This window comes from Enterobacter sp. FW301-JW81 (genome assembly GCF_058788735.1).
In genome coordinates, this window is the sequence record NZ_JBYTBA010000002.1 from 473,438 (window position 1) to 493,371 (window position 19,934).

Sequence of the window (19,934 nt, forward strand, 5' to 3'; positions counted from 1 at the left end):
GTTAGTCCATTGAGGATGCCATGAGAAGAGTTCTGACAACGCTGATGATTTTGCTGGTGGTGCTGGTTGCTGGCCTTTCGGCGTTGGTTCTGCTGGTTAACCCTAACGATTTCCGCGCTTACATGGTGCGGCAGGTCGAAGCACGCAGCGGTTATCAACTGAAGCTTGATGGATCGCTGCGCTGGCACGTCTGGCCGCAGCTCAGCATTCTCTCTGGCCGCATGTCGCTCACGGCGCCGGGGGCTTCCCAGCCGCTGGTTTCCGCAGACAATATGCGCCTTGATGTGGCGCTGATCCCGCTCTTCTCTCATCAGCTGCAGGTTAAACAGGTGATGCTGAAAGATGCGGTCATTCAGCTCACTCCGCAAACCGAAGCCGTGCGCGATGCGAATGCGCCGGTTGCACCGCATGAAAATACCCTGCCTGATGAACCGTCTGATACAGGCTGGTCCTTTGATATTGGCAAGCTGAAAGTCGCCGACAGCGTGCTGGTTTTCCAGCATGAAGATGAGGAGCAGGTTACCGTTCGCAACATTAACCTGCAGATGGAGCAGGACGCTCACCATCTTGCCACGGTGGACTTTAGCGGGCGCGTGACCCGCGATCAGCGCGATCTCACCCTGTCGCTGAATGCCAGCGTCAACGCAGCAGACTATCCGCATCAGCTCACCGCCGACGTTCAGCAGCTTAACTGGCAGCTAACGGGCGCCGATCTCCCTACCCAGGGGATTACCGGGCAGGGGACGCTGCAGGCCGTGTGGCGCGAAGAACAAAAGCAGCTGGAGCTGGATAATCTCAACCTGCAGGCGAATGACAGCACTCTGAAGGGGCAGGCAAGCGTCTCGCTCGAAGAGAAACCGAAGTGGGTGCTGAACCTGCAGTTCGACAAGCTCAATTTGGAAAACCTGCTGCCGCCTCTGCCAGCAGGCGCAGCGGACGGCGATGCCGTGCAAACGGGGCAAAGCCAGGCACCGATATCACGTCCGGTTATCTCGTCGAATCTCGATCAGCCTGACTATAACGCCCTGCGCGGATTCACGGCGGATATTCTGCTGAAAGCCAATAGCCTGCGCTGGCGCGGCATTGATTTTACCGACGTGAGCAGCCAGATGTTTAACCATAACGGTTTGCTGGTGATCTCCGAGCTGAGCGGCAAGATGGGGGCAGGGCATCTCTCCCTACCCGGCACGCTGGATGTCCGTAAAGACGTTGCCAGCGCCGAATTCCAGCCGCGTCTCGACAACGTTGAGATCGGTACCATCCTGAAGGCGTTTAACTATCCGATATCCCTGACGGGGCAGCTGACGCTGGCGGGCGACTTCTCGGGCACAAAAATTGATGCCGATGCCTTCCGCCGCGAGTGGCAGGGGCAGGCGCATATCGACTTAAAAGACTCCCGTATGGAAGGGCTTAACTTCCAGCAGCTGGTGCAGCAGGCGGTGGAGCGCAGCAGCGACGTGAAAGCCCAGGAGAACTACGACAGCGCCACGCGCCTCGACAGCTTCACCACAGACCTGACGCTGGATAACGGACTGCTTGCGCTTGCCGACATGCAGGGAACCTCTTCCATGCTCTCGCTGACGGGCGATGGCTCGATGGATCTGGTGAAAGAGACGGCGGACACGCGCTTTAATGTCCGGGTACTTTCCGGCTGGCAGGGCGAAAGCGCGCTCATCGACTTCCTGAAAGAGACGCCGATCCCGCTGCGCGTTTATGGCAAATGGCAGGCGCTGAATTACAGCCTTCAGGTGGATCAGATCCTGCGTAAGCATCTGCAGGATGAAGCCAAACGTCGGCTTAACAGCTGGGCGGATCGTAATAAAGATTCACAGACCGGGAAGGATGTGAAAAAGTTGCTCGATAAGCTGTGATGCCTGTTGTGCCGGGTGGCGGCTTTGCCTTACCCGGCCTACAAAAGCCAGACACCGTAGGCCGGGTAAGCGAAGCGTCACCCGGCTTTTTACACCTCAAAATCCAGTTCTTCCTCGTCCTGCAGTGGGATGAGCTGAACCTTCTGCACGCGGTGGTTTTCAATCTGCAATGTTTTCAGCAGATAGTCGCCCACCTGAACCTCTTCCCCCGGCTGCGGAATACGCTGTAAATACTCCATCAGCAGGCCCGCAATGGTGTGATAGTCCCGTTTTTCATCCAGCGGCAGCGGCACATACTGCACCAGGTCTTCAAGCGGCATATGGCCGTTGGCCGTCCATGAGCCGTCTGCGTTTTTCTGGATGTCATGGCGGGCATCAATCTCATCCACCTCATTGGGTAAATTACCGGCGATGGTTTCCATCACGTCGCTGAGCGTGACCAGTCCTTCAACCGACCCAAACTCATCCACTACAAAGGCAAAGTGCGTGCGCGCGTTACGGAATTGCTCAAGGGCCGAAAGCAGCGGTAGCCCCTCCGGGAAAACCAGCGGCTGGCGGACCAGGGCGCGGAGATTGAGCGTCTCGCCGTGCAGCTGCTGTTGCAGCAGGTCGATGACGTGGACCACGCCCAGCAGCTCCTCTTCCTCTTCGCCGCCGGTGACCACCACGCGGGTGTGCTGGTTTTTGTCCAGCAGGGCGCGTATTTGCGCTTCCGGGGCCGTCAGGTCGATATGCTCAATGTCATGCCGCGACGTCATGATGCTGCTGACCGTGCGCTGATTAAGGTTGAGCACCCGCTCAATCATCAGCCGCTCCTGCGGGTTAAAGATCTGCCCGTCGCTGTGATCGGCCAGCATGGAGGAGGATTCAGCGTCCAGCTCCGCATCCTCTTTCTTGCCGCTTAACAGGCGCATGACCGTGTCGGCCGTGCGCTGGCGAAGGGTCTGATTCGCGGAAAGGAAGCGGCGGCGGTTAAATATCGCCAGCTGGTTAAGCGCTTCAATCATGACGGAGAAACCGATGGCGGCGTAGAGGTAGCCTTTTGGAATGTGGAACCCAAAGCCGTCGGCCACCAGGCTAAAGCCAATCATCAGCAGGAAGCTCAGACAGAGGATAACGATGGTCGGGTGACTGTTCACAAACCGTGTCAGCGCCTTGCTGGCCATCACCATCAGCGTGATGGCGATAATCACCGCCGCCATCATCACCGCAAGATGGTCCACCATCCCGACGGCGGTGATCACCGAGTCGAGGGAGAAGACCGCATCCAGCACCACAATTTGCGCCACCACCGGCCAGAACTTCGCCCCGCGGCGCTGGGTCGGGTTCTCGCTGTCTTTGCCTTCGAGCCGCTCGTTCAGCTCGACGGTGGCTTTGAACAGCAGGAACAACCCGCCGAAGAGCATGATCAGATCGCGGGCGCTAAAGCTCAGCCCGTGAAGGGAGAACAGAGGCTGAGTCAGCGTCACCAGCCAGGAGATAGAGGCCAGCAGCAGTAAGCGCATCACCATCGCCAGCAGCAGACCCGTCACGCGCGCGCGGTCGCGCTGGGAAGGGGGCAGTTTTTCGGCGAGGATGGCGATAAAGACCAGATTATCAATCCCGAGCACTAACTCGATGACGACCAGCGTAACCAGCCCGGCCCAGATTGAGGGATCGGCAATCCATTCCATAGTAATAGTAATACCTTCTGTTATATGACGAATGTCACACTTCGATCATGGATAAAGCCGGGGGAAAATGCAATGCCGGGCTGAGATTTCTCTTAATACGAAACGCTAAAAAGAGAGCAATCTGGTGACGCTGTAAATAAGGGGAATACGTATATTTAATTACAGGAATATCATTTTAGGATATATCGCAGTTAATGGTTTTTGCTCTCTCTTTGTCAATATAAAGAAAATCCTAAAAGGTCAAAAATTTGCTCTTAATATTAATCTTAAAAACCGATATTAGGACAGTTGTCTCCTTGCCTGCTATTAGGTTAGCTGCAACAATTCTCCCAGCATCAAATGTTAAATCTCGGTGTTGCTATTATTGTTCGGTCTTCAGGGATGGTTATTCATTATCCGCCGGGTATCTCAAGCGGCTGATATATTTCCAGAAGACCTTGCTCAAGAGGGTGTCTATCCATAACACATTGTTTAGTCAGTGGATTGGTAACTGAAAGCCAAGGGCGGTAGCGTGCCTGAAAGCGTGTGAATCAGCCTCGATTATTCTGTCAATAGCCAATGGATGAATAAGCTTTTTTTAGGACTGATGCCAGTTATATTTCTAATTGATTAACTGCATGCTGAAACCCAATACGACTCGAGCTTATTTAAATTGCACAGGATAATTACTCTGCCAAAGTGATAAATAATCAATGATGAAATCCAAAATGAAATTGATGCCATTATTGGTGTCTGTGACCTTGATGAGTGGTTGCACGGTCTTTCCCGGCAGCAATATGTCAACAATGGGTAAGGATGTGATCAAGCAACAGGATGCCGATTTTGATCTCGACAAAATGGTGAATGTTTATCCACTTACGCCACGTCTGGTCGAACAATTACGTCCACGTCCGAACGTTGCTCAGCCGAATATGTCGCTGGACCAGGAAATTGCCTCCTATCAGTACCGCGTGGGGCCGGGTGACGTGATTAACGTGACCGTCTGGGACCACCCTGAACTGACCACGCCAGCGGGCCAGTACCGCAGCTCAAGCGACACCGGTAACTGGGTGCAGTCAGATGGCACTATGTTCTATCCCTACATTGGTAAAGTCCATGTAGCCGGGAAAACGCTTGCCGAGATCCGTAGTGATATTACCGGCCGCTTAGCGCAGTACATCGCCGACCCGCAGGTGGACGTTAATATCGCCGCATTCCGCTCGCAAAAAGCCTATATCTCCGGCCAGGTGAACAAATCGGGCCAGCAGGCCATCACCAACGTTCCCCTGACCGTACTGGACGCCATTAACGCCGCGGGCGGCTTAACCGACGGCGCCGACTGGCGCAACGTCGTGCTGACCCACGAAGGCAAAGAGCAGCGCATTTCGCTGCAGGCGCTGATGCAAAACGGCGATCTGACCCAGAACCGCCTGCTCTATCCGGGCGACATTCTCTACGTACCGCGCAATGACGATCTGAAAGTCTTCGTTATGGGTGAAGTGAAGAAACAGAGCACCCTCAAAATGGACTTCAGCGGTATGACCCTGACCGAAGCGCTGGGCAACGCGGAAGGCATCGACCTGACCTCGTCGAACGCCAGCGGCATCTTCGTTATCCGTCCGCTTAAGGGCGAGGGTACGAAAGGCAAGATTGCCAACATTTATCAGCTGGATATGTCCGATGCGACGTCGCTGGTGATGGCAACGGAGTTCCGCCTCCAGCCATACGATGTGGTGTACGTCACCACCGCGCCGGTCGCCCGCTGGAACCGCCTGATCAACCAGTTGCTGCCAACCATCAGTGGCGTTCGCTACATGACGGATACGGCGCGCGACATTCATACCTGGTAATCCGCGATGTTTAACAAAATTCTGGTGGTATGCGTGGGGAACATCTGCCGTTCCCCCACGGCTGAGCGGCTGCTGAAGCAGTACCAGCCTGAGTTAACGGTCGACTCCGCTGGGCTTGGCGCACTGGTCGGCAAAGGGGCCGACGAGCGTGCGACGAGCGTGGCGCGGGATCATAACCTCTCTCTTGACGGGCACGTTGCCCGCCAGGTCACCGGCCGCATGTGCCGGGAGTATGACCTGATCCTGGCGATGGAAAAACGCCATATTCATGCGCTATGCGATATCGCACCGGAGATGCGCGGCAAGGTGATGCTGTTTGGTCACTGGGACAATGAGCGCGAAATCCCCGATCCGTATCGCAAAAGCCATGAGGCCTTCGAGGCGGTTTACACCTTACTTGACCAGTCTGCCCAACAGTGGGCGCAGGCACTGAAAGCTCAGCAGGGATAACAATGACAGAAAAAACAAGACCTTCTGCCGCCCCGACTTCGGGCAGTGATGAAATTGATATTGGGCGCCTGGTCGGCACGGTTGTAGAGGCAAAGTGGTGGGTTCTGGGTATTACCGCCGTCTTTGCCGCTGCGGCCGTCGTCTACACGCTGTTCGCCACCCCTATCTACAGCGCCGACGCGCTGGTGCAGATCGAGCAGAACACCGGCAACTCGCTGGTGCAGGACATTGGCTCTGCGCTGGCGAACAAGCCGCCGGCCTCCGACGCTGAAATTCAGCTTATCCAGTCACGTCTGGTGCTGGGTAAAACGGTTCACGACCTCGGGCTCGATATCTCCGTCACCAAAAATACCTTCCCGATCTTTGGTGCCGGCTGGGATCGGCTGATGGGCCGCAACAACGACACGGTGAAAGTCACTGACTTCGTGCTGCCGAAAGGGACCGCCGATCAGACCTTTACCTTGACGGTACTTGGCCCGAAACAGTACCAGCTGACCAGCGACGCGGGCTTTAGCGCGCGGGGTGAAGTCGGGCAGATGCTTACCAAAGACGGCGTCAGCATGATGGTCAGCGCGATCAACGCCCACGAGGGCGGAGAATTCACCGTTACCAAATTCTCCACGCTGGGGATGATCAACAATCTGCAAAACAACCTTACCGTTACCGAAAACGGTAAGGACACCGGCGTGCTGAGCATGACCTTTACCGGTGAAGATAAGGATCAGATCCGCGACATCCTGAACAGCATTACCCGCAACTACCTTGAGCAGAACGTCGAGCGTAAGTCGGCCGAAGCGGCGAAGAGCCTGGCCTTCCTCGCTAAGCAGCTCCCGGAAGTTCGTGCTCATCTGGATGACGCCGAGAACAAGCTGAACGCCTATCGTCAGGATAAAGACTCCGTCGACCTGCCGCTTGAGGCGAAATCGGTCCTTGATTCGATGGTCAACATTGACGCGCAGCTCAACGAGCTGACCTTCAAAGAGGCGGAAATTTCCAAGCTTTATACCAAACGTCACCCGGCCTACCGCACGCTGCTGGAAAAACGCCGTACGCTGGAAGAGGAAAAGGCGAAGCTCAATGACCGCGTGACCGCGATGCCGAAAACGCAGCAGGAAATCGTGCGTCTCACCCGCGACGTGGAGTCCGGACAGCAGGTTTATATGCAGCTGCTGAACAAACAGCAGGAGCTGAAAATCACCGAAGCCAGTACCGTCGGTGACGTGCGTATCGTCGACCCGGCCATTACCCAGCCTGGCGTGCTGAAGCCGAAGAAAGCGCTGATTATTCTCGGCAGCATTATTCTCGGCCTGATGCTCTCCATCGTGGGCGTGCTGCTGCGTTCACTGTTCAACCGCGGAATCGAAAGCCCGCAGGCGCTGGAAGAGAACGGTATCAACGTTTACGCCAGCATCCCGCTGTCTGAATGGCAAAAATCCCGCGACAGCGTCAAAACCATCAAAGGCGTTAAGCGTTACAAGCAGAGCCAGCTGCTGGCGGTGGGTAACCCAACCGACCTGGCGATTGAAGCGATACGCAGCCTGCGTACCAGTCTGCACTTCGCCATGATGCAGGCTAAAAACAACGTCCTGATGTTGACCGGCGTTAGCCCGTCAATCGGTAAAACCTTTGTCTGCGCCAACCTTGCGGCGGTGGTCAGCCAGACCAACAAGCGCGTGCTGCTGATCGACTGTGATATGCGCAAGGGCTACACCCACGAGCTGCTGGGCACCAACAACGTCAACGGTCTGTCGGAGATCCTCCTCGGTAAAGGTGAAATCAGCCAGAGCGCGAAGCCGACTACGGTGCCGAAATTTGACCTGATCCCGCGCGGCCAGGTACCGCCTAACCCGTCCGAACTGCTGATGAGCGAACGCTTTACCGAACTGGTGGAGTGGGCGAGCAAGAACTACGACCTGGTGCTGATCGATACGCCGCCAATTCTGGCCGTAACCGACGCGGCCGTAGTGGGTCGCCTGGCGGGTACCACCCTGATGGTGGCGCGCTACGCGGTGAACACGCTGAAGGAAGTGGAAACCAGCCTGAGCCGCTTCGAGCAGAACGGTATTGAGGTGAAAGGGGTGATTCTGAACTCCATCTTCCGCCGCGCTACCGGGTACCAGGATTACGGCTATTACGAGTACGAATATAAATCTGACAGTAAATAATAATCCCCCTCACCCTAACCCTCTCCTCTGAGGGGAGAGCAGCTTTTCTCCCTCTCCCTCCGGGAGAGGGTCGGGGTGAGGGATAAGGGGAAGACCATGACCACACAACGCCCTTTAGTATCAATCTATATGCCGACATGGAATCGTCAGCAGCTGGCGATCCGCGCAATTAAATCGGTTTTACGTCAGGATTACGATAACTGGGAACTGATCATCGTGGATGACTGTTCTTCCTCGTATGAACAGCTGCAAAAATTTGTCACTGACCTCAACGACCCGCGGGTGGTCTATACCCACAACGCAATAAACTCCGGCGCCTGTGCGGTGCGTAACCAGGCGATTATGCAGGCCAAAGGGCAGTATCTGACCGGCATTGACGACGATGACGAATGGACGCCGAACCGCCTGTCTATCTTCCTGTCGCACAAAGAGCAGCTGGTCACGCACGCTTTCCTGTATGCCAACGACTATGTCTGCCAGGGCGAGGTTTATTCGCAGCCTGCCAGCCTGCCGCTGTACCCGAAATCACCGTACTCCCGTCGCCTGTTCTACAAGCGCAACATCATTGGTAACCAGGTCTTTACCTGGGCATGGCGCTTTAAAGAGTGCCTGTTCGATACCGAACTGAAGGCCGCGCAGGATTACGACATCTTCCTGCGCATGGTTGTGGAGTACGGCGAGCCGTGGAAAGTGGAAGAGGCCACGCAGATCCTGCACATCAACCACGGGGAGATGCAAATCACCTCCTCGCCGAAAAAATTCTCCGGCTACTTCCATTTTTACCGCAAGCACAAGGACAAGTTTGACCGTGCCAGCCGTAAATATCAGCTCTTTACCCTCTATCAGATCCGCAATAAGCGCATGAACTGGCGCACGCTGCTGACGCTGCTGTCCGTGCGTAACGGCAAGCGCCTGGCTGATGGGCTTCGGGGGAAATAATGTTTCTGGAAGATTGCCGCGCTAACAGCTGGAGCCTGCGCCCGTGCTGCATGGTTCTGGCCTACCGCATCGCGCATTTTTGCTCGGTGTGGCGTAAGAAAAACGTGCTGAACAATATCTGGGCAGCACCGGTGCTGATCCTGTACCGCATCATTACCGAATGCTTTTTTGGCTATGAGATTCAGGCCGCTGCCACCATTGGCCGCCGCTTCACCATCCACCACGGCTATGCGGTGGTGATCAACAAGTTCGTGGTCGCCGGGGATGATTTCACCATTCGTCATGCGGTCACCATTGGCAACCGCGGGCCTGACAGCCTGGCCTGCCCGGTCATCGGCAACAACGTCGAGCTGGGGGCGAACGTGGTGATTATTGGTGACATCACGATAGGTAACAACGTCACGATTGGTGCTGGCAGCGTGGTGCTGGACAGCATTCCGGATAACGCGCTGGTGGTGGGAGAAAAAGCCCGCGTGAAGGTGATTAAATGAACATTCTGCAATTTAACGTACGCCTCGCAGAAGGCGGAGCAGCAGGCGTGGCGCTGGATCTGCACCAGCGCGCGCTGCAAAAAGGTCTTCAGTCCCGGTTTATTTACGGCTACGGCAAAGGCGGCAAGAAAAGCGTCAGCCATGATAACTACCCGCAGGTGCACAAGCACACGCCGCGTCTGACCTCGATTGCCAACATTGCGCTGTTCCGCCTGTTTAACCGCGATCTGTTTGGCAACCTGAACAACCTTTACCGCACCGTGACGCGCACGACCGGTCCGGTTGTGCTGCATTTTCACGTTTTGCACAGCTACTGGCTGAATCTGGAAGAGGTGGTGGCATTTTGTCAGAAGGTACAGGCCCACAAGCCCGACACCCGCTTCGTCTGGACGCTGCACGATCACTGGAGCGTGACGGGCCGCTGCGCGTTTACCGACGGCTGCGAAGGCTGGAAAGATAACTGCCAGAAATGCCCGACCTTAAGCAACTATCCGCCGGTGAAGGTGGATCGCGCCCACCGGCTGGTGGACGGAAAGCGCCAGCTGTTCCGCGATATGCTCTCGCTCGGCTGTACGTTTATTTCCCCGAGCCAGCACGTGGCCGATGCCTTCAACAGCCTGTACGGAGCAGGGCGCTGCCAGATTATCAACAACGGCATCGACGTGGCGACGGAAGCCATCCTTGCGGAACTGACCCCGGTGGCGGAAACCGCAGGCAAACCGAAAATAGCCATCGTTGCGCACGACCTGCGTTACGACGGTAAAACCAACCAGCAGCTGGTGCGCGACATGATGGCGTTGGGAGACAAGATAGAGCTTCACACCTTCGGCAAGTTTTCGCCGTTCGAAGGGGCCAACGTGGTAAATCACGGGTTTGAAACCGACAAGCGCAAACTGATGAGCGCGCTGAACGCCATGGATGCGCTGGTGTTCAGCTCGCGCGTGGATAACTACCCCCTGATCCTCTGCGAAGCGCTCTCCATCGGCGTGCCGGTCATCGCCACCCACAGCGATGCTGCGCGTGAAGTGCTTGAAAAATCCGGCGGGAAAACCTTTGCGGAGCAGGAGGTCTTGCCTCTGGTCCAGCTGCCGAAGGCGCAGATCGCCGAGGCCGTTTTTGGCACTGACCTGGAATCGTTCCGCAACCGCAGCCGCAAGGCCTACAGTGGACAACAGATGCTGGAGGAGTATGTCTCGTTCTATCAGAATCTGTAGTTATCTGCTGCTGCCGCTGATCTACCTGCTGGTCAACGTCAAAATTGCCCAGCTCGGCGAAAGCTTCCCGATAACCATCGTTACCTTCTTGCCCGTTCTGCTTCTGCTGTATGTCGATAAAATCAACCTGAAGAAGCTGATGATTGCCCTGGGGCTGGGCACGGGCCTGACGCTGTTTAACTACATCTTTGGTCAGTCGCTGGATGCCAGTAAATACGTCACGTCGACCATGCTGTTTGTTTATATTGTCATTATTATCGGAATGGTCTGGAGTATTCGGTTTAAAACTATTTCTCCGCACAATTATCGGAAAATCCTTAGGTTCTTTTATATTGCCGTTGCGTTAATTGTCATGCTTGCTGCTATGGAGATGGCGCAAATTATTCTCACCGGCGGCAGTAGCCTGATGGAGATAATTTCGAAATATCTCATTTACAGTAATAGCTATGTATTGAACTTCATTAAGTTTGGCGGTAAGCGTACTACAGCCCTCTATTTTGAACCGGCGTTTTTCGCTCTGGCGTTAATCTCAATTTGGCTCAGCATCAAACAGTTTGGTATCAAAACGCCTAAGACCGATGCTATGATTCTTGCAGGAATCGTTCTGTCTGGGTCGTTCTCAGGGGTAATGACATTTATCCTGTTTTACCTGCTGGAGTGGGCGTTCCAGTACCTGAACAAAGATGCGATTAAGAAAAAACTGCCGCTGGCGATTATCTCCCTGACGGTATTTATGGTAGGCGTGATATTTGCTTTCCCGTACATCTCAGAACGTCTGGGTGATTTGGGAACGGAAGGGTCCTCGTCCTATTATCGCATCATTGGTCCGCTGGTTATGGTGGGTTATTCCTTAACCCATATTGATGGTGTAGTAAGATTCGGCTCACTTTACGAATATGTTGCATCATTCGGAATCTTTAACGGTGCGGATGTCGGTAAAACCATAGACAATGGTCTGTATCTGTTAATTATTTATTTTTCGTGGTTCGCCGTACTGTTGACGCTGTGGTATCTGTTTAAAGTTTTCAAAATGATGATTAACGCGTTTGGTGATAACCAGAACTTTCGCGTGCAGCTTTATCTGTTTACTCCGGTGTCGCTGTTTTTTACCGGGTCAATATTTAGCCCGGAATATGCTTTCTTGATTGTCTGTCCGTTTATTCTGCGCAAAGCGCTTAATATTACGAACGCATGACGAAATGAGGTGATTTATGTTTCTTAGCGTCATTACTGTCGCTTTTCGTAATTACGAAGGGGTGGTAAAAACCTGGCGCTCGCTGCGTAACCTGGCGCGCGATCCCAGCCTCACCTTTGAGTGGATTGTGGTCGACGGTGGTTCGAACGATGGCACGGCGGAGTTTCTGGAAAAACTCAACGGTGAGTTCAACTTACGCTACATCAGCGAGAAAGATAAAGGCATCTACGATGCAATGAACAAAGGCATTAGCATGGCGCAGGGGCGTTATGCCATTTTCCTGAATTCCGGCGATATCTTCCATGACGATGTGGCGCTGTTTGCCCGTCAGCTGGCGCGCCAGAAAGAGGACGCCATGTATATTGGCGATGCGCTGCTCGATTTTGGCGATGGACATAAAGTGTGCCGCAGCGCGAAGCCAGGCTGGTATATCTATCACAGTTTACCTGCCAGCCATCAGGCCATTTTCTTCCCGGTAAAAGGTCTGAAAAAACACCCTTACGATTTGCAGTATAAAGTGTCATCAGATTATGCGCTGGCCGCCAGCCTGTATAAATCAGGCTACCCGTTCCGTCGCATGAAAGGGCTGGTGTCCGAATTTTCGATGGGCGGCGTGTCAACGTCAAATAATCTCGAGCTGTGTAAGGATGCCAAAAACGTGCAGCGCAGAATATTACGTGTGCCGGCATTCTGGGCAGAATTATCTTATTTATTACGCGTGCGCACCACGGGTAAAACGAAAGCCTTATATAACAAAGCCTGAATATAAGGAAACGTAATGCAGGATCTGAACGGTTTCTCCGTACCGAAAGGTTTTCGGGGCGCGGGCGGTATTAAAGTGCAGCTGTGGTGGGCCGTTCAGGCCACCTTATTTGCCTGGTCACCGCAAATACTGTACCGCTGGCGAGCATTTTTATTGCGCCTGTTTGGCGCAAAAATAGGAAAAAACGTAGTCATCCGACCTTCGGTAAAAATTACCTACCCCTGGAAATTAACGCTTGGGGATTACGCCTGGGTAGGGGATGACGCGGTGTTATATACCCTTGGCGAGATTACGATTGGCGCAAATTCGGTGGTTTCACAGAAGTGTTATTTGTGCACCGGCAGCCACGACTTTATGAGTCAGCATTTTGATATTACCGCTTCGCCTATTGTGATTGGTGAAAAATGCTGGCTGGCAACGGATGTTTTTGTTGCACCGGGTGTTTCTGTTGGCGATGGCACGGTCGTTGGTGCCCGCAGCAGCGTTTTTAAATCGCTACCGGCAAATAAAGTTTGCCGTGGCAACCCCGCAGTGGTGATACGCGAACGCGTTGAAACTGATTAAATTCATAAGTAGAGGAATATAAACATGTCTAAAGTCGCTCTCATCACCGGCGTTACCGGGCAGGATGGTTCTTACCTGGCAGAGTTTCTGCTGGAAAAAGGATATGAAGTTCACGGTATTAAGCGTCGTGCGTCTTCTTTCAATACCGAACGTGTGGATCACATCTATCAGGATCCGCACGCGGCAAACCCGAAATTCCATCTGCACTACGGCGACCTGACCGATACCTCCAACCTGACCCGTATCCTGCAGGAAGTTCAGCCGGATGAAGTGTACAACCTGGGCGCGATGAGCCACGTAGCGGTTTCCTTCGAATCCCCGGAATACACCGCTGACGTTGACGCCATGGGTACCCTGCGTCTGCTGGAAGCCATTCGCTTCCTCGGCCTTGAGAAGAAAACCCGCTTCTACCAGGCATCCACCTCCGAGCTGTACGGCCTGGTGCAGGAAATTCCGCAGAAAGAGACCACGCCGTTCTACCCGCGTTCTCCGTATGCAGTCGCAAAACTGTACGCTTACTGGATCACCGTGAACTACCGTGAATCCTACGGCATGTACGCCTGTAACGGCATCCTGTTCAACCACGAATCTCCACGCCGCGGCGAAACCTTCGTGACCCGCAAAATCACCCGCGCTATCGCGAACATCGCGCAGGGTCTGGAATCGTGCCTGCACCTCGGTAACATGGACTCCCTGCGTGACTGGGGCCATGCCAAAGACTACGTGAAAATGCAGTGGATGATGCTGCAGCAGGAACAGCCAGAAGACTTCGTGATCGCGACAGGCGTGCAGTACTCCGTGCGTCAGTTCGTGGAAATGGCTGCCGCGCAGCTGGGCATCAAGCTGCGCTTCGAAGGCACCGGCGTGGAAGAGAAGGGCATTGTGGTGTCCGTGACCGGCCATGACGCACCGGGCGTGAAGCCGGGCGACGTTATCGTTCAGGTTGACCCGCGCTACTTCCGTCCTGCTGAGGTGGAAACCCTGCTGGGCGACCCAACCAAAGCGCACGAGAAGCTGGGCTGGAAACCAGAAATCACTCTGCAGGAGATGGTTTCTGAGATGGTGGCCAAAGATCTTGAAGCAGCGAAAAAACACTCCCTGCTCAAGTCTCATGGCTACGAGGTTGCCATCGCGCTGGAGTCCTGAGAATGACAAAACAACGTATTTTTGTCGCCGGTCATCGCGGAATGGTGGGTTCCGCGATTGTTCGCCAGCTGGAGCAGCGCGGTGACGTAGAGGTGATTGTCCGCACCCGCGACGAGCTGAACCTGCTCGACAGCCGTGCGGTACAGGACTTCTTTGCTAACGAACGCATTGACCAGGTGTATCTGGCGGCGGCAAAGGTGGGCGGCATTGTTGCCAACAACACCTACCCGGCAGATTTCATCTACGAAAACATGATGATTGAGAGCAACATCATTCACGCGGCGCATCTGCACAACGTGAATAAGCTGCTGTTCCTCGGATCGTCCTGTATTTACCCGAAAATGGCGAAGCAGCCGATCGCCGAAAGCGAGCTGCTGCAGGGCACGCTTGAAGCGACCAACGAGCCGTACGCGATTGCCAAGATTGCCGGGATCAAGCTGTGCGAGTCCTATAACCGTCAGTACAACCGCGACTATCGTTCGGTGATGCCGACCAACCTGTACGGACCGCACGACAACTTCCACCCGAGCAACTCGCACGTGATCCCGGCGCTGCTGCGTCGCTTCCACGAGGCGACCGCCGAGAACGCACCGGACGTGGTGGTGTGGGGCAGCGGCACGCCGATGCGCGAATTCCTGCACGTGGACGACATGGCTGCCGCCAGCATCCACGTGATGGAGCTGGATCGCGAAGTGTGGCAGGAGAACACCGAGCCGATGCTGTCGCACATCAACGTGGGCACCGGCGTGGACTGCACCATTCGCGAACTGGCGCAGACCATCGCGCAGGTGGTGGGCTACAAAGGCCGCGTGGTGTTTGACGCGACCAAGCCGGACGGCACGCCGCGCAAGCTGCTGGACGTGACCCGTCTGCATCAGCTGGGCTGGTACCACGAGGTGTCACTGGAGCAGGGGCTGGCCAGTACCTACCAGTGGTTCCTGGAAAACCAGCACCGCTTCCGGGGGTAATGATGTTTTTAAGTCAGGAAGATTTTGCCACGGTGGTGCGTTCCACTCCGCTCATCTCAATTGATTTGATCGTGGAGAACGAACGCGGCGAGTTCTTGCTGGGGAAACGAACCAACCGTCCTGCACAGGGATTCTGGTTCGTGCCCGGCGGGCGCGTGCAGAAGGATGAGACGCTGAGCGATGCGTTTGAGCGTCTCACTCTGGCAGAGCTGGGCCTGCAGCTGCCGATGGCAGCGGGCCAGTTTTACGGGGTCTGGCAGCACTTCTATGACGATAACTTTTCGGGCACCGGGTTCACCACGCACTACATCGTGCTGGGGTTCCGCCTGAAGGTGAGTGAGGCAGACCTGCGTCTGCCTGATTCTCAGCATGACGACTACCGCTGGCAGACGCCAGAGGCGTTGCTGGCTAGCGACAATGTGCACGACAACAGCCGTGCCTATTTCCTGGCCGATCGTCAGTCTGAGGTGCCGGGACTATGAAGATCCTCGTATACGGAATCAACTACTCGCCGGAGTTAACCGGTATCGGGAAATACACCGGCGAGATGGTCGAGTGGATGGCGAGCCAGGGACATGACGTGCGGGTCATTACCGCGCCGCCGTATTACCCGGAATGGAAAGTAGGGGAGCGCTACTCAAGCTGGCGCTACCGTCGCGAAGAGGGAGCGGCGACCGTCTGGCGCTGCCCGCTGTATGTGCCTAAGCAGCCCTCGACGCTGAAGCGGCTGATTCATCTCGGCAGCTTTGCGCTAAGCAGCTTCTTCCCGCTGATGGCGCAGCGTCGCTGGAAGCCGGATCGCATCATTGGCGTGGTGCCGACGCTGTTTTGCACGCCGGGCATGCGCCTGCTGGGCAAACTCTCCGGCGCGCGCACGCTGCTGCACATTCAGGATTATGAAGTTGACGCCATGCTGGGCCTGGGGATGGCAGGCAAAAGCAAAGGCGGCAAGGTGGCGAAGCTCGCCAGCGCGTTTGAGCGCAGTGGGTTACACAACGTGGATTACGTCTCAACGATCTCGCGCTCAATGATGAACAAGGCGCAGGAGAAGGGCGTCCCGGCGGAAAAGGTGATCTTCTTCCCGAACTGGTCTGAAGTCGCGCGTTTTCGCGACGTGACTGAGCAAGACGCTCAGGCGCTGCGCGCAGAGCTCGGTTTGCCTGATGACCAAAAAATCATTCTTTATTCAGGCAACATCGGCGAAAAGCAGGGGCTGGAGAGCGTGATCGAAGCGGCCCAGCAGCTAAGCCAGCATCCGTGGACGTTTGTGATTGTCGGGCAGGGCGGTGGGAAAGCGCGGCTGGAAAAAATGGTAAGCGAACGCGGCCTGACCAACGTGAAGTTCTTCCCGCTTCAGTCCTATGAGGCACTGCCTGCGCTGCTGAAGATGGGTGACTGCCATCTGGTGGTGCAAAAACGCGGCGCGGCGGATGCGGTGCTGCCGTCCAAGCTGACCAACATTCTGGCAGTGGGCGGTAACGCGGTGATTACGGCAGAAGCCGAAACAGAATTAGGCCAGCTGTGTGACAGCTACCCGGGGATTGCGGTGTGCGTGGAGCCGGAATCGGTCCCGGCGCTGGTCACCGGCATTGAACAGGCACTCGCCATGCCAAAACTGAACACGGTGGCACGTGAATATGCCGAACGCACGCTCGAGAAAGAGAACGTGCTGAGCCAATTTATTGCAGATATACGGGGATAAATCATGAGTCAAACCACTTTGTATCCGGTTGTGATGGCTGGTGGCTCTGGTAGCCGGTTGTGGCCGCTGTCCCGCGTGCTCTATCCAAAACAGTTCCTCTGCCTGAAAGGGGAGCTCACCATGCTGCAAACGACGGTTAACCGTCTGCACGGCGTGGAGTGTGAAAGCCCGGTGGTGATTTGTAACGAACAGCACCGCTTTATTGTTGCCGAGCAGCTGCGCCAGCTGAACAAACTCACAGAAAACATCATTCTGGAGCCTGCCGGTCGTAACACTGCCCCTGCGATCGCCCTGGCGGCGCTGGCGGCAAAACGCAGCAGCCCGAACTGTGACCCGCTGATGCTGGTGCTGGCGGCGGACCACGTTATCCAGCAGGAGGACGCGTTCCGCGACGCGGTTCGTGCGGCCATTCCTTATGCCGACAGCGGCAAGCTGGTGACCTTCGGCATCGTGCCGGATCTGCCGGAAACCGGCTATGGCTATATCCGCCGCGGCAGCGTGACGCCGGGTGAAGGCGACAGCGTGGCGTTTGACGTGGCGCAGTTTGTTGAAAAACCGAATCTGGAAACCGCGCAGGCGTACGTCGCCAGCGGGGAGTACTACTGGAACAGTGGGATGTTCCTGTTCCGTGCCGGACGCTATCTGGAAGAATTGCAGAAGTATCGCCCGGACATTCTCAGCGCCTGCGAGAAAGCGATGGCTACGGTTGATCCGGACCTCGATTTTATCCGCGTGAACGAAGAGGCATTCCTCGCCTGTCCGGAAGAGTCCATTGACTACGCGGTGATGGAACGCACGGCTGATGCCGTCGTGGTGCCGATGGATGCGGGCTGGAGCGACGTTGGCTCCTGGTCGTCCCTGTGGGAGATCAGCGCCCATACCCCGGAGGGTAACGTCCATCACGGTGATGTGATTAGCCACAAAACGGAAAACAGCTACGTCTATGCCGAGTCCGGCCTGGTTACCACGGTTGGCGTGAAAGACCTGGTGGTGGTTCAGACCAAAGACGCCGTGCTCATTGCCGACCGTAACGCCGTGCAGGACGTTAAAAAAGTGGTGGAAAAAATCAAGGCGGATGGTCGCCACGAGCACCACATTCACCGCGAAGTCTACCGTCCGTGGGGCAAGTATGACTCCATTGACGCAGGCGAGCGTTACCAGGTGAAACGCATCACCGTGAAGCCGGGTGAGGGGCTTTCTGTACAAATGCATCACCACCGTGCCGAGCACTGGGTAGTGGTCGCGGGCACGGCGAAAGTCACCATCGACGGCGAAGTCAAGCTGCTGGGTGAAAACGAATCCATCTATATTCCGCTGGGGGCGACGCACTGTCTGGAGAACCCGGGGAAAATTCCTCTCGACTTAATTGAGGTGCGCTCCGGCTCGTATCTGGAAGAGGACGATATCGTGCGCTTCCAGGACCGCTACGGGCGGGTGTAGCACTCCGCAACATGCCCGGTGGCGCTGCGCTTGCCGGGCCTACGAATGACAAAAAAATCAATTTGGCCATTTAGTGGTCAGGGCCGACTGTTGCCTGAAAAAGGGGTCATCATGGAAAAATTAACCTGTTTTAAAGCCTACGATATTCGCGGCAAGCTGGGTGAAGAGCTGAACGAAGATATCGCGTGGCGCATCGGCCGCGCGTACGGCGAATATCTCAAGCCAAAAACCATCGTGCTGGGCGGCGACGTGCGCCTGACCAGCGAGTCCCTGAAGCTGGCGCTGGCGAAAGGGCTGCAGGACGCGGGCGTTGACGTGCTGGATATCGGCCTTTCCGGGACCGAAGAGATTTACTTTGCCACCTTCCACCTCGGCGTGGACGGCGGTATCGAAGTGACCGCCAGCCACAACCCGATGGACTACAACGGCATGAAGCTGGTGCGCAAGGGCGCTCGCCCTATCAGTGGCGACACCGGCCTGCGCGACGTGCAGCGCCTGGCGGAAGCCAACGATTTCCCGCCGGTGAACGACGCGAAGCGCGGTAGCTACAAGCAGATCAATTTGCAAAAAGAGTATATCGACCACCTGCTGGGCTACATCAACGTGGCGAACTTCAAGCCGCTGAAGCTGGTGATTAACTCCGGCAACGGCGCGGCCGGCCCGGTGGTGGACGCTCTCGAAGCCCGCTTTAAAGAACTGAACGTGCCGGTGACCTTCGTCAAAGTGCACAACACCCCGGACGGCAACTTCCCGAACGGTATTCCTAACCCGCTGCTGCCGGAGTGCCGCGACGATACCCGCAACGCGGTGATTGAGCACGGCGCGGATATGGGCATCGCCTTTGACGGCGATTTCGACCGCTGCTTCCTGTTCGACGAGAACGGGCAGTTCATCGAGGGCTACTACATCGTCGGCCTGCTGGCGGAAGCGTTCCTCGAGAAAAACCCGGGCGCGAAAATCATTCATGACCCGCGCCTGTCCTGGAACACCGTCGACGTGGTGTCCGCGGCAGGCGGCACGCCGGTAATGTCCAAAACCGGCCACGCCTTCATCAAAGAGCGCATGCGCGAAGAAGACGCCATCTACGGCGGCGAAATGAGCGCCCACCACTATTTCCGCGACTTTGCCTACTGCGACAGCGGGATGATCCCGTGGCTGCTGGTGACCGAACTGCTGTGCCTGAAGGGGAAAACGCTGAGCGAGCAGGTAGCGGACCGCATGGCGGCGTTCCCGGCGAGCGGGGAGATCAACAGCAAGCTGGCGCAGCCAGCCGAGGCCATTGCCCGCGTGGAGCAGCACTTTGCCATTCACGCGCTGGAAATTGACCGTACAGACGGTATCAGCATGGCGTTCCCGCAGTGGCGCTTTAACCTGCGCTCGTCCAACACCGAGCCGGTGGTGCGCCTGAACGTGGAATCCCGCGCTGACACCGCGCTGATGGAAGCCCGAACGAAGGACATTCTGGCGCTGTTGAATCAGTAATATTTGCCCCTCCCGGTGGGAGGGGGAACTGAATACAGGAAC

General features: G+C 55.9%; 17 protein-coding genes. 16 read left to right on the forward strand and 1 reads right to left on the reverse strand.

All coding sequences use genetic code 11. The features are described 5' to 3' along the window. Positions 1-20 precede the first annotated feature (20 nt). Positions 21-1,871 carry an outer membrane assembly protein AsmA gene (gene asmA / locus AC3WOK_RS09110; RefSeq protein ID WP_059311140.1) on the forward strand — a complete coding sequence of 617 codons (1,851 nt, stop codon included), beginning with the start codon at positions 21-23 and terminating at the stop codon, positions 1,869-1,871. A gap of 89 nt (positions 1,872-1,960) precedes the next feature. Here asmA and AC3WOK_RS09115 read toward each other — a convergent pair whose 3' ends face one another. Continuing rightward, on the reverse strand, positions 1,961-3,544 hold the full coding sequence (locus AC3WOK_RS09115; RefSeq protein WP_059311141.1) for a TerC family protein: 1,584 nt from the start codon (positions 3,542-3,544) through the stop codon (positions 1,961-1,963). A 692-nt stretch (positions 3,545-4,236) separates the two neighbouring features. On the opposite strand from AC3WOK_RS09115, the gene AC3WOK_RS09120 reads away from it, so the two are divergent. From AC3WOK_RS09120 to cpsG, 15 genes are all read left to right on the forward strand, one after another. Continuing rightward, complete coding sequence (locus AC3WOK_RS09120) at positions 4,237-5,373, forward strand: polysaccharide export protein (RefSeq protein WP_042719349.1); 1,137 nt, start codon at positions 4,237-4,239, stop codon at positions 5,371-5,373. A 6-nt stretch (positions 5,374-5,379) separates the two neighbouring features. After that, a complete protein-coding gene (gene wzb / locus AC3WOK_RS09125; RefSeq protein WP_047346496.1) occupies positions 5,380-5,823 on the forward strand; it encodes a low molecular weight protein-tyrosine-phosphatase Wzb in 444 nt (147 codons plus the stop codon). A gap of 2 nt (positions 5,824-5,825) precedes the next feature. Then, complete coding sequence (gene wzc, locus AC3WOK_RS09130; RefSeq protein ID WP_264438620.1) at positions 5,826-7,988, forward strand: tyrosine-protein kinase Wzc; 2,163 nt, start codon at positions 5,826-5,828, stop codon at positions 7,986-7,988. A gap of 96 nt (positions 7,989-8,084) precedes the next feature. Further along, positions 8,085-8,927 carry a colanic acid biosynthesis glycosyltransferase WcaA gene (gene wcaA, locus AC3WOK_RS09135; RefSeq protein WP_023312403.1) on the forward strand — a complete coding sequence of 281 codons (843 nt, stop codon included), beginning with the start codon at positions 8,085-8,087 and terminating at the stop codon, positions 8,925-8,927. Next, on the forward strand, positions 8,927-9,418 hold the full coding sequence (gene wcaB, locus AC3WOK_RS09140) for a colanic acid biosynthesis acetyltransferase WcaB (protein WP_059311144.1): 492 nt from the start codon (positions 8,927-8,929) through the stop codon (positions 9,416-9,418). Before wcaA ends, wcaB begins: the two co-directional genes overlap by 1 nt. Next, positions 9,415-10,632: a colanic acid biosynthesis glycosyltransferase WcaC gene (gene wcaC, locus AC3WOK_RS09145; protein ID WP_492354368.1), complete on the forward strand. Its 1,218-nt coding sequence runs from the start codon at positions 9,415-9,417 to the stop codon at positions 10,630-10,632. Before wcaB ends, wcaC begins: the two co-directional genes overlap by 4 nt. Continuing rightward, positions 10,607-11,827: a colanic acid polymerase WcaD gene (gene wcaD / locus AC3WOK_RS09150; RefSeq protein ID WP_047346492.1), complete on the forward strand. Its 1,221-nt coding sequence runs from the start codon at positions 10,607-10,609 to the stop codon at positions 11,825-11,827. The genes wcaC and wcaD overlap by 26 nt, the downstream gene beginning before the upstream one ends. Positions 11,828-11,843: 16 nt before the next feature. Then, complete coding sequence (gene wcaE, locus AC3WOK_RS09155) at positions 11,844-12,590, forward strand: colanic acid biosynthesis glycosyltransferase WcaE (protein ID WP_047346491.1); 747 nt, start codon at positions 11,844-11,846, stop codon at positions 12,588-12,590. A 15-nt stretch (positions 12,591-12,605) separates the two neighbouring features. Then, positions 12,606-13,154, forward strand: coding sequence for a colanic acid biosynthesis acetyltransferase WcaF (gene wcaF, locus AC3WOK_RS09160; RefSeq protein ID WP_045908623.1), 549 nt, complete (start codon positions 12,606-12,608; stop codon positions 13,152-13,154). A gap of 24 nt (positions 13,155-13,178) precedes the next feature. Further along, positions 13,179-14,300 carry a GDP-mannose 4,6-dehydratase gene (gene gmd, locus AC3WOK_RS09165; RefSeq protein WP_014884502.1) on the forward strand — a complete coding sequence of 374 codons (1,122 nt, stop codon included), beginning with the start codon at positions 13,179-13,181 and terminating at the stop codon, positions 14,298-14,300. A 2-nt stretch (positions 14,301-14,302) separates the two neighbouring features. Further along, complete coding sequence (fcl, locus tag AC3WOK_RS09170) at positions 14,303-15,268, forward strand: GDP-L-fucose synthase (protein WP_024908102.1); 966 nt, start codon at positions 14,303-14,305, stop codon at positions 15,266-15,268. Between the two features lie 2 nt (positions 15,269-15,270). After that, positions 15,271-15,750, forward strand: a complete 480-nt coding sequence (locus AC3WOK_RS09175) for a GDP-mannose mannosyl hydrolase (protein WP_072250627.1) — start codon at positions 15,271-15,273, stop codon at positions 15,748-15,750. Further along, a complete protein-coding gene (gene wcaI / locus AC3WOK_RS09180; protein ID WP_063430497.1) occupies positions 15,747-16,970 on the forward strand; it encodes a colanic acid biosynthesis fucosyltransferase WcaI in 1,224 nt (407 codons plus the stop codon). Before AC3WOK_RS09175 ends, wcaI begins: the two co-directional genes overlap by 4 nt. A 3-nt stretch (positions 16,971-16,973) precedes the next feature. Beyond that, entirely contained in the window at positions 16,974-18,410 is a 1,437-nt protein-coding gene (gene cpsB, locus AC3WOK_RS09185) for a mannose-1-phosphate guanyltransferase (protein WP_047346489.1), read from the forward strand. 111 nt (positions 18,411-18,521) lie between these two features. Continuing rightward, positions 18,522-19,892, forward strand: coding sequence for a colanic acid biosynthesis phosphomannomutase CpsG (gene cpsG, locus AC3WOK_RS09190; RefSeq protein WP_063430499.1), 1,371 nt, complete (start codon positions 18,522-18,524; stop codon positions 19,890-19,892). Positions 19,893-19,934 lie beyond the last annotated feature (42 nt).